This window comes from uncultured Aquitalea sp. (genome assembly GCF_945957525.1).
Lineage (GTDB): Bacteria > Pseudomonadota > Gammaproteobacteria > Burkholderiales > Chromobacteriaceae > Aquitalea.
Window position 1 is genome coordinate 107,785 of the sequence record NZ_CAMFLA010000007.1, and the last position, 13,804, is coordinate 121,588.

The following is a 13,804-nucleotide window of genomic DNA, read 5'->3' on the forward strand; positions in this document are numbered from 1 at the left end:
CGGCAGTGTACGCCGCCGGCCGCCGTCAGTCCCTGCTTACTTCAGCATCGGCAGGTCTAGACCCTGCTCTTTGGCGCAATTCACGGCGATATCGTAGCCGGCGTCGGCATGACGCATCACGCCGGTACCCGGGTCGTTGCGCAGTACGCGGCCCACGCGCTTGGCGGCTTCGTCCGAACCATCGCACACAATGACTACGCCGGAGTGCTGCGAGAAGCCCATGCCCACTCCGCCGCCATGGTGCAGCGACACCCAGGTGGCGCCGCCGGCGGTGTTCAGCAGCGCATTCAACAGCGGCCAGTCGGATACGGCGTCAGAGCCGTCCTTCATGGATTCGGTTTCACGGTTGGGGCTGGCCACCGAACCGGAATCCAGATGGTCGCGACCGATGACGATCGGCGCTTTCAGTTCGCCGTTCTTCACCATTTCATTGAAGGCCAGACCCAGGCGGGCGCGGTCTTTCAGGCCCACCCAGCAGATGCGCGCCGGCAAGCCCTGGAAGCTGATGCGTTCGCGCGCCATGTCCAGCCAGTTGTGCAGGTGCGGATCGTCCGGAATCAGCTCTTTCACCTTCTGGTCGGTCTTGTAGATGTCTTCCGGGTCGCCGGACAGCGCCACCCAACGGAAGGGGCCGATGCCCTCGCAGAACAGCGGGCGCACATAGGCCGGCACAAAGCCCGGGAAATTGAAGGCATTCGCCACGCCCTCTTCCAGCGCCATCTGGCGGATGTTGTTGCCGTAGTCCAGCGTGGCCGCGCCGCGTTCTTGCAGCGCCAGCATGGCGCGCACTTGCACGGCCATGGATTTCTTGGCGGCGGCGGTGATTTCCGCGGCGGCGGTCTTTTGCTTGGCGCGCCATTCTTCCACCGTCCAGCCCTGCGGCAGGTAGCCGTGCACCGGATCGTGAGCGGAAGTCTGGTCAGTCACCACATCGGGGGTGATGCCGCGGTTTACCAGTTCGGTGAACACGTCGGCGGCATTGCCCAGCAAGCCGACGGACACGGCCTGACCGCTTTGCTTGGCGTCTTCGATGATGGCCAGCGCCTCGTCCAGCGTCTTGGCCTTGCGGTCCACATAACGGGTTTTCAGGCGGAAATCGATGCGGGTTTCGTCGCATTCGACGGCGATCATGGAAAAACCGGCCATGGTGGCGGCCAGCGGCTGCGCGCCGCCCATGCCGCCCAGGCCGCCGGTAAGAATCCAGCGACCCTTGGGTTCGTTGTTGAAGTGCTGCTTGGCCACCGAGAAGAAGGTCTCGTAGGTGCCTTGCACGATGCCCTGGCTGCCGATGTAGATCCAGCTGCCGGCGGTCATCTGGCCGTACATCATCAGGCCTTTTTTATCCAGCTCGTTGAAGTGCTCCCAGTTGGCCCAGTGCGGCACCAAATTGGAGTTGGCCAGCAGCACGCGCGGCGCGTCGGCGTGGGTCTTGAACACGCCCACCGGCTTGCCGGACTGGATCAACAGCGTTTCATCGTCTTCCAGGCGCTTGAGCACGTCGAGGATGGTGTCGAAGCATTCCCAGTTGCGGGCGGCGCGACCGATGCCGCCGTACACCACCAGGCTTTGCGGATGCTCGGCCACTTCCGGGTCGAGGTTGTTCTGGATCATGCGGTAGGCGGCTTCGGTGAGCCAGCTCTTGCAAGACAGTTCGGTACCGTGCGGGGCGCGGATGACGCGGGACGGGTCGTGGCGGGGATCGGTCATGGTGTTCTCCTAAAAGACTTCTTCAGACTGCTTTGTTGTCGTACAGACACGATGGGGCGCGGCGTAGCGCTGCTGACAAAACCTCGTAGAGGCCTGAGCCAAGGCGCGCCATCGCAGGCACGCAACGCAGGTTCAGGGGTGTTGTCAGCGAGGCTTAGCGCGCCAGATGTCGTGTGAGGGTCCAGGCCAGCCGGGCAGCGGTCTTCGCGCCATGGCCATCGATATCGAAATGCGGGTTCAGCTCCACCAGATCGGCGGCGGCCAGCTTGCCGCTGGCGGCGATCCGGCGACAGAGCGCCTCCACCACCGGCAGTTCCACGCCCATGGCGGCGGGCGCGGAGACGGCGGGCATGACCGAGGCGGGCAGCACGTCCAGATCGATGGTGAGGTAGACGATGTCCACCTTGTCGATAAAGGACTGCAGCGCATGGTCGGCGGCCGGCAGGTCGGCGGCGGTCAGCTGGCTGTCCAGCAGCCATTGCACGCCCAGTGTTTCCGCACGGGCGAACAAGGCGCGGGTGTTGGATGGTTCGGCCACGCCCAGGCACAAGTAATGGAAAGGGCGGTCCTGACGCTGGCACTCGGCGGCAATCTGCGCAAACGGCGTGCCGGAGGTGGCCTCCGCCGCTTCGCGGATATCGAAATGGGCGTCGAAATTGATGATGCCGATCACCTGATCCGGCGCCGCCGCCGCCAGTCCGCTCCAGGTGCCGAAGGCGGTTTCATGACCGCCGCCCAGTACCAGCGGAAAGTGGCCGGCGCACATCAGTTCGCGCACGGCATCTGCCAGCCGCTGGTGTGCGGCGGCCAGATCGCCGTCGGTGCAGGCCACATCGCCCTTATCGCACAGCGGTTGGGCCTGGTGCCAGGCCAGATTGGCCAAAGCCTTGCGCAGCGTCTGCGGCGCGGCGGCCGCGCCCACGCGCCCCTGATTGCGGCGCACGCCTTCATCGCAGGCAAAGCCGATAATGCCCACGCCCTTCGGCAAACCTTGCGCAAACGGCGCCACTTGCTGGTGCCAGCGGCGCGCCAGTTCGCCTTCGCCGGCATCCACGCGGCCGGTCCAGATGCTCATGTCGGGTGTCATTACGCGTTTTCCTTGTGCTGGCGGCGACCGCGAAACACGCGCTCGGCCAGCGGATTGACGCCGAGTCCGTAGACGATTTCGGCGGGGTGTTGGATGTCCCACAGCAAGAGGTCGGCCACGCAGCCCTCGGCCAGACGGCCATGGCTGCCGGCCCGGCCCAGCGCTTGCGCCGCATGGCGGGTGACGCCGGCCAAGGCCTCTTCCGGCGTCAGGCCAAACAGTACGCAAGCCTGATTCATGGTCAGACGCAGCGAGGCAAAGGGGCTGGTACCGGGGTTGAGGTCGGTGGACACCGCCATCGGCACGCCGGCGGCGCGCAACAGCTCCACCGGCGGTTTGCGCGTTTCACGCAGAAAATAAAACGCGCCGGGCAACAGCACGGCCACGGTGCCGGCGGCCTTGAGCGCCGCCACGCCGGCCTCGTCCAGATATTCGATATGGTCGGCCGAAAGGCCGCCGAACTCGGCCACCAGCGCCGCGCCGTTCAGATTGGACAGCTGCTCCACATGGCCTTTCACTCTCAGGCCATGCGCCGCGGCGGCGGCAAACACGCGGCGGGTTTGCGCCGGAGAAAACCCCACGCTTTCACAGAACACGTCCACCGCCTCGGCCAGGCCTTGCTCCGCCACCGCCGGCAGGATGTCGCGACAGACATGCTCGATGTAGCCGTCGGCGTCGCCGGCGAACTCCGGCGGCAAGGCATGCGCGGACAACAGGGTGGGGGCGATTTCCACCGGCAGGGTCTCGCCCAGCCGGCGCGACACCTGCAGTTGCTTGATTTCTTCGGTCAGGCTGAGGCCGTAGCCAGATTTGCTTTCCAGCGTGGTCACGCCTTCGGCCATCAGCGCCCGCAAGCGCGGCAGGCTGGCGTCGTACAGCGCCCCGGCGCTCAGGGCGCGCGTGGCGCGCACCGTGGAGACAATACCGCCGCCCTCGGCGGCGATTTGCTGATAAGGCACGCCTTTGAGGCGTTTTTCCCATTCGGCGGCGCGGTTTCCGCCGTACACCAGATGGGTGTGGCAATCGATGAAGCCCGGCGTGATCCAGCGTCCCCCCGCGTCCACCACCTCGCCGTCAAAGCGGGCAACGTCCACATCGGACTCCGGCGACACGGCGACAATGCGGCCATCCTCCACCACCAGCGCATGCCCCTCCAGCGCGCCATAAGGCGCCTCATGGCGAGGATCCAGGGTGGCCAGCCGGGCGTTGCGCCACAGGCTGCGGGGGGTTTGCTGCTGTCGGGTCATGGTGCTTGCTCCTGATTTGTATATACAAATAGCCGGATTAGAGCAGACTGTCAACGACAATATTTTGGATACACAAGTTTCAGACTAGTTGATAACCCCATTAATACAACAGTTTGGCCAATAAAAAAGGGAAGCCGCCGGCTTCCCTTTGAGAAAAAAACGCAACATAAATTTGTATAGTCAATTAATGCCGCCACGCGGCAGCATCAGCTGTCCACCCAGTTGACGAGGCCATAGTGCCAGGTCAGCAACACCACCAGACCAAAAGCAATGCGGTACCAGGCGAAAGCGACAAAACTGTGGCTGGAAATGAAACGCAGCAACCAGCGCACACAGAAGAAAGCGGAGATGAAGGAAAAGGCCAGCCCCACCGCCCACACCCCCAGATCGTCCGCCGACAGCAGGGCGCGGTCTTTGTACAGCGAGTACAGCGAGGCAATGATCAGCGTTGGAATGGCCAGAAAGAAAGAAAACTCGGTAGCCGCCTTGCGCGAGAGGCCGAACAGCATGCCGCCGATGATGGTGGCCCCGGAACGCGACGTGCCAGGCACCAGCGCGAACGCCTGGGCGCAACCCACCTTCAGCGCGTCCAGCGGCGTCATTTCCTCCACCGTCATTACCCGTATCCGGTGCTGGCGGCGCTCGGCCCACAGAATGACCAGCGCGCCGATGATGAACATGGTGGCCACCACCGGCGCGTTGAACAGATGCGCCTTGATGGCCTTGCTGAACAGGAAACCCAGACCCGCCGCCGGGCAGAACGCAATCATCAGGTTGAGGATGAAACGCTGCGCCGCGCGGTCCTTGAACGCGCCCCCCACCACGGCGGCGATACGGGCGCGATATTCCCACATCACGGCAAGGATAGCGCCGGACTGGATGACGATTTCAAACAGCTTGCCGCGCTCGTCGTTGAACTTGAGCAGTTCGCCGGCCAAGATCAGGTGGCCGGTGGAAGAAATCGGCAAAAACTCGGTCAGCCCCTCGACAATGCCGAGAATGGCCGCCTTGATCAGCAGCAGGGTATCCATGGGTGGTCAGGACTCATCATGAAAAAGGCCACGGTGGGCGTGGCCGGTTGGCAACAGCAGGCAGTGCCTGCGCGTCATTTCTTGACCCGCGTTTGCGAACGCAGCTTGTAGCGGCTGCCCGGGTGCACCAGCCGGGCGAAGCTCACCAGATTCTTGTAGGACCACGTGCGGCGCAGCACCAGCAGGCAAGGCTCATTGTCCGCCATTTCCAGCAGATTCACTTCGCGCGCACTGGGCGTTACCGCTTCCACCGCGTGCTCGATATCGGTGAGCGGACAGGTTTCCATCAAATAGTTGTTGGGCGTGCGACGGCTGAAGTCCTGCTCCAGGTAGTCCGGCGCCCAGGCCGGGTTGACGTAACGGTCTTCCAGCTGGATGGGTACGCCGTCCTCCCGATGTACCAGCACCGAGTGGAACACCAGCGCCCCCACCTTCACGCCCAGTTGCAGCGCCACATCCTCGCCGGCCAGCACGCTTTCCAGTAAATGCACATCGGCGCTGTGCGCATGCCCGCGCGCCTCTACCTCGGCCGAAATATTGTTGATGTCCAGCAAAGGCGATTCGGCCTTGCGTTCAGCCACATAGGTGCCGTCGCCGGCGAAGCGCAACAGGATGCCGGCCTCGGCCAGATCGCGCACGGCCTTGTTCACCGTCATGCGGGAGACGGAAAACTGTCGCGCCAGCTCCAGTTCCGGCGGAATCTTGCTGCCCGGCAAAAACTGACGGCTGCGGATGCCTTCCAGAATGTATTCCTTGATGCGCAGATAGCGCGGTTGAGCTGTGGCGGACACCTTGTTTTCCATGTAAAACGTTTGAATACCGCGATTCTAGCCTGCAATGGCCGCTTTCCGGCTGATCCAGCGCAGAAAACGCGCCTTCGGCCAACCTTACGACAGAAAGCGAGGCACTGTCATGACGCTGGAGCAATGGCTGGCGGAATACGACCTGAGTCACCGCCACCCGGTCAACATCCGCATCCACAAGGTGTGCGTGCCGCTGATCCTGTTCAGCGTGCTGGGCATGCTGGCCGCGCTACCGCTGGGGCCGGTCAACGCCGGCTGGCTGGCCGCGGCGCTGGGTCTGGCTTACTACCTCAAATTGTCGCCGCGCGCCGCGCTGGTCATGGCCGCCATTGTCGTACCGATGTTGCTCATCGCCGGGCAAATGCCTCACTGGGGCGCGCCGCTGCTGCCGGTATGCGCCGCCATCTTCGCCCTGGCCTGGGTGGGCCAGTTTGTCGGCCACAAGCTGGAAGGCAAAAAACCGTCGTTCTTCCGCGATGTGCAATTCCTGCTGATCGGCCCCCTGTGGACGGTGCGCGGCATGCTGTAGGCTCATCGCAACCTTGCCCGCCAGCGACAGTTCGGCGACAAGCGCTGCGCGGCTGGTTATCATCCCGCGATACCCCGAAATACCCGGTATTCGCCATGACCCTTTCTTTGCCCGCCGGCGCCTCGCTGGCCCGTCTTGCCGACAGCGTGGATGTCCTGCAACTGGACTCCCCGCTGTTTAGCGCCCGCATCGCCCTCTTGGGCGGCCAGTTGATTGACTTCACCCCGACCGGCGACCGGCCCTGGCTGTATCTTTCGCCCAAAGCCGCCTTCCAGCCGGGCAAGGCCATTCGTGGCGGTGTGCCCTTGTGCTGGCCTTGGTTCGGCCCGCATCCGCAAGACAGCGCGCAGCCGGCACACGGCGTGGCGCGCAGCCAGGCATGGCGGCTGGACACGGTGGCGCGAGAAGGCGAGGCGTTTCACGTGGAACTGTCCGGCCCGCGTCACGCCGGGCTGGCCGCCGTCATGCGTTATCGCCTGGCCCCCGACGGCGTGGACATGACGCTGACTACCCGCAACCACAGCACCGCCGACCTCGCCTTCAGTGCGGCGCTGCATACTTACCTTGCGGTCAGCGATATTGCCGGTATCACGCTCGGCGGTCTGGAAAACGCGCCCTGCCACGACAAACTCAGCGATACACGCGCCACCCTGCCCGCCGGGCCGTTGCGTTTTGACGGCGAACGGGACGCCATCGTCTACAGCACACAAGATGTCTCACTGGACGACGCCGGCTGGGCGCGCCGCCTGCTTGTCAGCCGCACCGGTTCGGCCAGCGTGGTGGTGTGGAACCCTTGGCAAGACAAAACCGCACGGCTCGGCGATCTGCCGGCCGATGGCTGGCGTCATTTTGTCTGCGTGGAGGCCGCCAACGCCGGCGATGACAGTCGCACCCTGGCGCCGGGCGGCTGCCATCAGTTGGTCTGCCGTCTGCGCAAAGGATAGACGAGACGCCCGCAAGCAAACTGCTCAGGCCGCGCCGCAGGCGGTATACTGTGGCGCGTTATCCCGTCGCCAGAATGCGACATCAGCTAGACAGGCAGCATGGCTCAATACCACCCGATTTCCCGATATCTTCCGGTCACCTTCCCCAACGGCAACCGCGTGCGCCGCTTCGGCAAACACTGTCCGGCCTGCCGCAAGATGGTGGGCTGTGAAAACATGTTCGGCATCGCCACGCTGGAACAGGACAAACTGTTCCTGGCGGCGCAAGCTCATTGTCCGGCCTGCGGCCATCGCTTTCCCGTGGCCTGCGTCATCAACGACAACAAGCACGTCAATCGCGTGGCCTTGCCGATGTGGCTGTTCCGCTTCTGGCTGAAAATGATCACCCGCAATCGTCCCTTGCCGCCGCAGGTGGAAAGCTGGGAACTGTCGGACGCCGAAGCGGCGGCCGCGCCCAGCGGCGCGATTGTGGAAAAAATGAGCGATGTGGTCTGCTCCGAAGACGTGCTGGGCCGTTTTGACAACCAGCCCATCTGCGCCTGGGTGGAATACCAGGGCCGGCGCTTCGAATTCGAACGCACCGCGCCGCCGGGCGGCAAGTGGCAACTGAACGCCAATGAACTATTGCTGGAAGGCCGGCTGATCTACCGGCTGCCCTCCGTGGAAACCACCGCCTGAGCGCTTGCGCGCATCGTGCCGTTTCGCGCATGAAAAAGGTTGGCTCTTCGGCCAACCTTTTTGTTTTTGCCGCGCGGAATCAACAACCGGCTTAGCAGTAATCGCCCCACACGCTCTGAATGGCCGCCACCGCGGCCAGACCGGCCGTTTCCGTGCGTAGAATGCGCGGCCCCAGCTTCAGCGGCGTCCAGCCCGCCTCCAGCGCGGCGGCTTCTTCGCGGGCGGAAAACCCGCCTTCCGGCCCCGCCATCAACCAAGCGCGACGGGGGGCGGCGGCCATGTCGGATAAGCGCTGCGTGCCCAGCGGCGACAAAATCAGCCGCGCATCCGCCTCCCGCTGCTGCCGCAGCCAAGCCTCCAGCGTCAAAATGGGCAACACCGCCGGCACAGTATTACGGCCGCACTGTTCACAGGCGGACTGCACGATCTCCTGCCAGCGGCCGATGCGTTTGTCGGCGCGATCGCCAGCCAGCTTCACCACCGAACGTTCGGCGGCGATGGGCTGAAACACCGACACCCCCATTTCCACGCCCTTCTGCAGGGTGAACTCCATGCGGTCGCCGCTGGAAATGCCCTGCGCCAACCCCAACCACACGGGCGACTCGCGCGAGACGTCGTCGAAACGCTCCACGCGACAATGCGCCTCGCGTTTCATCAGCGCGGTCAGCACCGCCTGATACTCGCCCCCGCGACCGTTAAAAAGGGTCAGCGCGTCGCCCTCGCGCAAACGCAGCACCTGCGCATGGCGCACCACCTCGTCGGGCAGCGTCAGACTCTGGTCGACGCGGAGGTCGCCATCGATAAAAAACCTTGGCATAACGTATTGAAAGTCGCTGTTGATAACGGTATTTTGCTTTGTTTGCTGCAGTTGCAACAAGTCGCGCCTTGCCGGGCACATCCCGGCCTCAGGCAGCGCCCAGCCCGGCCCATCAGACCGGTGCGCCGCGCACCCCGTTTCGGCCCGCCCCGCAACCCGGCGGTCAGGCCGTCCCCGCAGCCGATTCGCCTCGGCCTGCGCTTTCACGCTGACGCTGGAGATGACGAATGCAGGTGGTAGAACAGGTAATGCAGCTTGTCCGCGACGTGGCCGCCCATGAGGTGATGCCGCGTTTTCTGCGCGTCGGCAAAACGCGCAAGGACGACGGCTCGCTGTTCACCGAAGCCGATCTGGCCTGTCAGCAAGCACTGAGCGAACGTCTGCCCGCCATTCTGCCGCATCCGGTGCTGGGTGAGGAGATGACGCGTGAAGAACAGGATGCGCTGTGGGACGGCAATCGCAACGGTCTGTGGGTAGTGGACCCTATCGACGGCACCACCAACTTCCTCAATGGCCTGCCGTACTTCGCCATTTCCGTGGCCTGGATGGTGAATGGCGTCAGCCAGCTGGGCGTGATCTACAACCCGGTGTCCGACGAAATGTTCTACGCCCGGCGCGGTCACGGCGCTTGGCTCAACCAGCAGCGCCTGCCCTTGAAAACTACCCGCAACAGCATGGGCGACGCCATTGCCGCGGTAGAAGTGAAATACCTGCGCTCCGGCAAGCTGGCTTCACGCATGAGCAGCGTGGCGCCGTTCGGCAGCCAGCGCAGCATGGGCTCCAGCACGCTGGACTGGTGCTTTCTGGCCGCCGGCCGCTACGACCTCTATCTGCATGGCGGACAGCGGCTGTGGGACTACGCCGCCGGCGCGGTGATCCTGGAAGAGGCCGGCGGCCGCGTCGCCAGCCTCAATACCGACGACTACTGGACCGACACGGTATGGAAGCGCTCGGTGATTGCCGCCATCGACCCGGAGCTCTATGCCCAATGGCATCGCTGGGTACGCGCCAACCAGTAGCGCCTGCATGCGCTCAAGGCGCCGTGCGGTAATCCACCAGCTCGGTTTGCTGCCAGTTGAAACGGCCGCCCTTGCTGTTGAAGTCGCTGTATTCCGATTTGACGATGTGGCCGATGGCGGGCGCGTACCAGGTAGTTTCTTCAAAGGGCCCGGAATAGCTGTCAAATGACCACTGTCCTTTGCGCACCAGCTTGTAGGCCATGAATTCGCCGGCCTTCACTTTGACGCTTTCCTGCCCCTTCACCATCACTTCGCCCTTGAACGCTTCATTGCCCAGCTGGAATTCGAAAGGCATGCGCCCGCCTTCGCGCAAAGGCCAGAAGAACAAAGGAATCACCTTGGCCTTGCCTGTGGCCGGGTCTGCGATATAACGGTTGAAATCGGCATCGCGCGGGCTCTGACAAGGGTTTTGCTGATTCTCACACAGCGTGAACTGGTACTTGCCGCCCTTCATGGCGCGAAACACAAATACCAAATGCTGGACTTCCTGGTGGCTGTAGCCATCGTACACCGCGTATTCGAAACGGCTGCCCGGCTTGAGCTCGGGCCGCATGATCTCTTCGGCAAACGTCGCCGCCGCGGCACCCAGCATGGCAAGGCCCAAAAGCAATGTCTTCATGTCGGCTCCGAAAATGAAAATGTCATTGTCAGCAGCCCAACATGTCCCTGCAAGAACCCGCGGCATCAGGCCTCGGTATAGTTCTCCGGGCAGAAATGCCGCTCCACCAGCTCGATGAGGATATGCAGCACCTTGATGTGCAGCTCTTGCACGCGGTCGGCGTAATGTCCGCCCGGGGTATTGACGTACACATCGGCCAGCGGCTCCAGGCGGGTGCCGGCGCGACCGGTGAGAATCACCACCTTCATGCCCAGCTCGCGCGCCGCTTGCGCCGCGTTGACGATGGTCTGGCTATTGCCGCTGGTGCTGATGCCGATCAGCACGTCGCCGGCGCGGCCATGGCTTTCCAGATAGCGGGAGAACACGTACTCATAGCCGTAGTCGTTGGCCACGCAGGTCAGGTGGCTGGGGTCGGCGATGGCGATGGCGGCCATGCCGCGACGGTTGTTGCGGTAGCGGCCGGTCAGCTCTTCCGCAAAGTGCATGGCGTCGCACATGGAGCCGCCATTGCCGCAGGAAAAGATGCGCCCGCCGGCCGCCAGACTGGCGATCAACGTTTGCGCCGCCGCTTCGACGCTGGCCAGCGCGGCCGGATTGGCCAGCAAATTGTCGAGCGCGCTCTGCGCTTCCTTGAGGCTGTTCTGGATATGTTGAAGCATGGCAACTCACCGTCTGGCGCCCCTGCCGGGGCCTGAAACAATAAAAAACCGGCCAACTGGCCGGTCCCTATCATACCCTTGCGCCCTGATTCTCGCTTGCGCCTGTCAGCGGGCGACGATCAGCGCCGTACCGGCGCAACTGATCAGCGCGCCCAACCAGGCCAGCGCGGGCGGGGGCTGCCGCGTTGCCGCCCACAGCATGGGCAGGATCAGCACCGGGCTGAGCGCGGAGAGCATGCCCACCGTGGCCACATTGGCGCGCTGCAAGGCCAGCATGATCAACGTCATGCCCAAGCCCAGCGCCACCAAGCCGTTCAGCGCGGTCAAGCCCAGCATGCGCGGGGTGTAAGCGCCCCGGCTGCGCGCCAACCGCACACCGGCCAGCAACAACACATAGTGCGCGCCGCAGCTGACACCCATGCGCAAGGCGGAGGCGGTAACGGGTTCCAGCCCGGCAGCCATTGCCGGCTTGGCGAAAAAGGTGCCCAGCGCCTGACACAGCGCGGCCAGCAAACCCAAGGCCACGCCTGCCGCCAGATGCTCGCTGCGCTCCCAGGCGTGGTTGTCAGCCTGACGTTTGCCGAAGGCCACCGCCAGCAACACGCCGCCAAACACCAGCACACTGCCCAAGGCCGCTGTCAGGCTCAGCCTTTCAGACAAAAACAGTACGCCCAGCAACACGGAAAACACGGAGTGCGTGGCAAACAGCAAGCCGGCGCGACGGGGCCCCAGACGGTTCATGGCGGCAAAATACAAGGTATCGCCAAAGAAAATGCCGGCCAGGCCGGACAGCAAGGCCGGCGGCAGGTTGGCCGAAGACAGGCTGTGCCAGCCGCCGCTGATCAGGCTGATACCGCCCAGTACCACGGTCAGCAAAGTGAGCCGCAAACGGGTAAACGCGAATGGACCGAAGTGACGGGACGGCGTGGCGCCCAGCATGGCGCCGAAAGCCCAGCATGCGGCAGCGCCCACGGCGGCCAGATCGTAAAGCAGCATGATGTTTTTCTGTTGGTTAGCGTTGTCAGGGGGCGGGCCAGGCAGCAAGGATCAGCGCCCGGCATCCGTCGTCGGCATCAGACGAGGGTAATCTCCACCCGCTCCTTGCCCTTGCCCACATTGCGCCGCTTGAGCGCGATGCGCCCCACCTCGCCGGTGCGGGCCGGATGGGTGCCGCCGCAGGGTACGCGGCAATAGTTTTCCACTTCCCAGTAGCGCCGTCCGGCAGCCTCGTCGGAAAACGCGCTGATGACGGGCAAGTCGGCGTCTATCAGGGCCTGCACCTTGGCGGCGATGGCCGGCAAATGAGGCGTGATGGGCTCGGATAAGGCGAAATCGATGCGCGCTTTGTCTTCGCCGATATGCGCGCCGATCTTCTCTACAGCGGGCAACTCGCGGCAGAGGGTTTCCAGTGTCAGCTCGGCGGCGAAATGCAGGCGGATCAGCCGGTCGCGCCGCGCACCGTCAATTTGCACGTTCACCACATCGCCGGCCGCCAGGCCATGCCCGGCCGGCAGCAGGTAGGCGATATCGTCGCCGCGCTTTTCCGCCGCCAGCACCTCCTGCCCGCCGATGCTGCCGCGGTCGCTCTCCTGACCGCCGCTGAAAGCGAAGAAGATGGTTTCGGCCAGATACACCTCATCGCCGGCCACCCGGCTGACGGTGGTCTGCAGTGACAACTGGCGCGGTGCGCGCCAGAACAATTTTCGTGTGCTCATAACAGACGGGAGAGATAGTCGATCAGGCTCATCGGATAGTGAAAGGGATGTCCAGTCAGTTGCTGGTACGCCTGCTGGTAATCCACGTTGCGCGGCTGCAGCACCAGCGCCTGGGTCAGCGATTGCGCCGCGCAGGCCGGATCTCCCGCCTGCCAGCGGCACATGGCATGCATGAACCAGGCCTCGTGCACGCGGAAGTTGAGCGACAGCACCTCGGCGGCGCGCTGCTCGGCCTCCGCGTAGCGCTGTTGGCCAAAATGGCCGCTCAAGGCCTGCGCCGACTCAGCCAACGGCGGCAACTCTGCCGTTTTTCGCAAGACCAGCGTGTGACCGTTGCCGACATTGCTGTCGGTTTCCTCCTGCGCCAGCAACAGCCAGCCGCCCATGCCCTGCTGGTTGAACCAGTTGAGCGCGGCCAACAGGCCCTGCAGGGTGAACACATGATAATGCGTGCGCCAGGGCAGTCCCGGAAACAGATTGTCCGGCGTCAGTCGCCGCTGGAAGGCATCGATGTGCGCCTCCAGCCCGGTGATGGGCCGCACGCTGTCCTCGGTGGTGGCATCGCGCTTGGGAACGATCATGAAATTCACGCCGCCAGGCTTGAGCACCCGCCACCACTCCAGCCAGGCGGTAAAGATGTCCGGCACATGCTCCAGCACATGCGACGAGGCGACGTAGTCCAGCTCGCCGTCGGCAAACGGCAGCGCCGTGGCTTCCGCCACGACATCCACGCGCGCGGGTTCACGCCCGTGCCGCGCCTGCTCCGCCACATACACCTTGTAGTCTTCCAGATCGCGCGAATCCACCGCGGTGACGCCATCCGACGGCGCTACGCTGAGACAGTCCGCCGGCGCCAGCGGGTTGTGCGCGGCGCGGCCCAGCTCGATGCCGCGTCCACGCAGCCAGTGTTCGGCCAATTGCATGCTTTTCCCCTGCGGGCGGCGCAAAA

15 protein-coding genes are annotated in these 13,804 nt (G+C 64.1%); 4 read left to right on the forward strand and 11 right to left on the reverse strand.

The window, feature by feature from the left end:
- Positions 1 to 36 precede the first annotated feature (36 nt).
- The 5 genes from hutU to hutC form a co-directional block, all read right to left on the reverse strand.
- Complete coding sequence (gene hutU / locus Q0P52_RS08555; protein ID WP_293760660.1) at positions 37 to 1,707, reverse strand: urocanate hydratase; 1,671 nt, start codon at positions 1,705 to 1,707, stop codon at positions 37 to 39.
- A 154-nt stretch (positions 1,708 to 1,861) separates the two neighbouring features.
- Positions 1,862 to 2,794, reverse strand: coding sequence for a formimidoylglutamase (gene hutG / locus Q0P52_RS08560; protein ID WP_293760662.1), 933 nt, complete (start codon positions 2,792 to 2,794; stop codon positions 1,862 to 1,864).
- Positions 2,794 to 4,041 carry an imidazolonepropionase gene (gene hutI, locus Q0P52_RS08565; protein WP_293760665.1) on the reverse strand — a complete coding sequence of 416 codons (1,248 nt, stop codon included), beginning with the start codon at positions 4,039 to 4,041 and terminating at the stop codon, positions 2,794 to 2,796. Before hutI ends, hutG begins: the two co-directional genes overlap by 1 nt.
- Positions 4,042 to 4,247: 206 nt before the next feature.
- Positions 4,248 to 5,072: an undecaprenyl-diphosphate phosphatase gene (locus Q0P52_RS08570; RefSeq protein WP_293760667.1), complete on the reverse strand. Its 825-nt coding sequence runs from the start codon at positions 5,070 to 5,072 to the stop codon at positions 4,248 to 4,250.
- Positions 5,073 to 5,146: 74 nt separating this feature from the next.
- Positions 5,147 to 5,863: a histidine utilization repressor gene (gene hutC / locus Q0P52_RS08575; RefSeq protein WP_293813700.1), complete on the reverse strand. Its 717-nt coding sequence runs from the start codon at positions 5,861 to 5,863 to the stop codon at positions 5,147 to 5,149.
- Between the two features lie 121 nt (positions 5,864 to 5,984).
- Here hutC and Q0P52_RS08580 point away from each other — a divergent pair, with 121 nt between their 5' ends.
- The 3 genes from Q0P52_RS08580 to Q0P52_RS08590 all read left to right on the forward strand — a co-directional run bounded on the left by Q0P52_RS08580 (position 5,985) and on the right by Q0P52_RS08590 (position 8,026).
- Positions 5,985 to 6,404, forward strand: a complete 420-nt coding sequence (locus Q0P52_RS08580; protein WP_293813701.1) for an Mpo1-like protein — start codon at positions 5,985 to 5,987, stop codon at positions 6,402 to 6,404.
- A 95-nt stretch (positions 6,405 to 6,499) separates the two neighbouring features.
- On the forward strand, positions 6,500 to 7,348 hold the full coding sequence (locus tag Q0P52_RS08585) for a D-hexose-6-phosphate mutarotase (RefSeq protein ID WP_293760675.1): 849 nt from the start codon (positions 6,500 to 6,502) through the stop codon (positions 7,346 to 7,348).
- A gap of 99 nt (positions 7,349 to 7,447) precedes the next feature.
- Entirely contained in the window at positions 7,448 to 8,026 is a 579-nt protein-coding gene (locus tag Q0P52_RS08590; RefSeq protein WP_293760678.1) for a hypothetical protein, read from the forward strand.
- Between the two features lie 91 nt (positions 8,027 to 8,117).
- Here the strand turns inward: Q0P52_RS08590 and Q0P52_RS08595 are convergent, their stop codons facing one another.
- A complete protein-coding gene (locus tag Q0P52_RS08595) occupies positions 8,118 to 8,843 on the reverse strand; it encodes a 16S rRNA (uracil(1498)-N(3))-methyltransferase (protein WP_293760681.1) in 726 nt (241 codons plus the stop codon).
- A 233-nt stretch (positions 8,844 to 9,076) separates the two neighbouring features.
- Here Q0P52_RS08595 and Q0P52_RS08600 point away from each other — a divergent pair, with 233 nt between their 5' ends.
- Positions 9,077 to 9,862 carry an inositol monophosphatase family protein gene (locus tag Q0P52_RS08600; protein WP_293760962.1) on the forward strand — a complete coding sequence of 262 codons (786 nt, stop codon included), beginning with the start codon at positions 9,077 to 9,079 and terminating at the stop codon, positions 9,860 to 9,862.
- Positions 9,863 to 9,875: 13 nt separating this feature from the next.
- Here Q0P52_RS08600 and Q0P52_RS08605 read toward each other — a convergent pair whose 3' ends face one another.
- The 5 genes from Q0P52_RS08605 to Q0P52_RS08625 all read right to left on the reverse strand — a co-directional run bounded on the left by Q0P52_RS08605 (position 9,876) and on the right by Q0P52_RS08625 (position 13,778).
- A complete protein-coding gene (locus tag Q0P52_RS08605) occupies positions 9,876 to 10,481 on the reverse strand; it encodes a hypothetical protein (protein ID WP_293760684.1) in 606 nt (201 codons plus the stop codon).
- Between the two features lie 65 nt (positions 10,482 to 10,546).
- Positions 10,547 to 11,140, reverse strand: coding sequence for a D-sedoheptulose 7-phosphate isomerase (gmhA, locus tag Q0P52_RS08610; RefSeq protein WP_293760687.1), 594 nt, complete (start codon positions 11,138 to 11,140; stop codon positions 10,547 to 10,549).
- A gap of 105 nt (positions 11,141 to 11,245) precedes the next feature.
- The gene (locus tag Q0P52_RS08615; protein ID WP_293760689.1) at positions 11,246 to 12,136 is read right to left on the reverse strand and encodes a DMT family transporter; all 891 of its coding nucleotides are present in this window, start codon (positions 12,134 to 12,136) and stop codon (positions 11,246 to 11,248) included.
- Between the two features lie 77 nt (positions 12,137 to 12,213).
- Positions 12,214 to 12,855, reverse strand: coding sequence for an alanyl-tRNA editing protein (locus Q0P52_RS08620; protein ID WP_293760692.1), 642 nt, complete (start codon positions 12,853 to 12,855; stop codon positions 12,214 to 12,216).
- On the reverse strand, positions 12,852 to 13,778 hold the full coding sequence (locus tag Q0P52_RS08625; RefSeq protein ID WP_293760695.1) for a class I SAM-dependent methyltransferase: 927 nt from the start codon (positions 13,776 to 13,778) through the stop codon (positions 12,852 to 12,854). Before Q0P52_RS08625 ends, Q0P52_RS08620 begins: the two co-directional genes overlap by 4 nt.
- Between the last annotated feature and the right edge of the window lie 26 nt (positions 13,779 to 13,804).

What these genes read in the sequence shown, in the direction of transcription:
- hutU (WP_293760660.1), bottom strand. Translation starts at nt 1,707, where the DNA reads ATGACCGATCCCCGCCACGACCCGTCCCGCGTCATCCGCGCCCCGCAC.
- hutG (WP_293760662.1), bottom strand. Translation starts at nt 2,794, where the DNA reads ATGACACCCGACATGAGCATCTGGACCGGCCGCGTGGATGCCGGCGAA.
- hutI (WP_293760665.1), bottom strand. Translation starts at nt 4,041, where the DNA reads ATGACCCGACAGCAGCAAACCCCCCGCAGCCTGTGGCGCAACGCCCGG.
- Q0P52_RS08570 (WP_293760667.1), bottom strand. Translation starts at nt 5,072, where the DNA reads ATGGATACCCTGCTGCTGATCAAGGCGGCCATTCTCGGCATTGTCGAG.
- Q0P52_RS08580 (WP_293813701.1), top strand. Translation starts at nt 5,985, where the DNA reads ATGACGCTGGAGCAATGGCTGGCGGAATACGACCTGAGTCACCGCCAC.
- Q0P52_RS08585 (WP_293760675.1), top strand. Translation starts at nt 6,500, where the DNA reads ATGACCCTTTCTTTGCCCGCCGGCGCCTCGCTGGCCCGTCTTGCCGAC.
- Q0P52_RS08590 (WP_293760678.1), top strand. Translation starts at nt 7,448, where the DNA reads ATGGCTCAATACCACCCGATTTCCCGATATCTTCCGGTCACCTTCCCC.
- Q0P52_RS08595 (WP_293760681.1), bottom strand. Translation starts at nt 8,843, where the DNA reads ATGCCAAGGTTTTTTATCGATGGCGACCTCCGCGTCGACCAGAGTCTG.
- Q0P52_RS08605 (WP_293760684.1), bottom strand. Translation starts at nt 10,481, where the DNA reads ATGAAGACATTGCTTTTGGGCCTTGCCATGCTGGGTGCCGCGGCGGCG.
- gmhA (WP_293760687.1), bottom strand. Translation starts at nt 11,140, where the DNA reads ATGCTTCAACATATCCAGAACAGCCTCAAGGAAGCGCAGAGCGCGCTC.
- Q0P52_RS08615 (WP_293760689.1), bottom strand. Translation starts at nt 12,136, where the DNA reads ATGCTGCTTTACGATCTGGCCGCCGTGGGCGCTGCCGCATGCTGGGCT.
- Q0P52_RS08620 (WP_293760692.1), bottom strand. Translation starts at nt 12,855, where the DNA reads ATGAGCACACGAAAATTGTTCTGGCGCGCACCGCGCCAGTTGTCACTG.
- Q0P52_RS08625 (WP_293760695.1), bottom strand. Translation starts at nt 13,778, where the DNA reads ATGCAATTGGCCGAACACTGGCTGCGTGGACGCGGCATCGAGCTGGGC.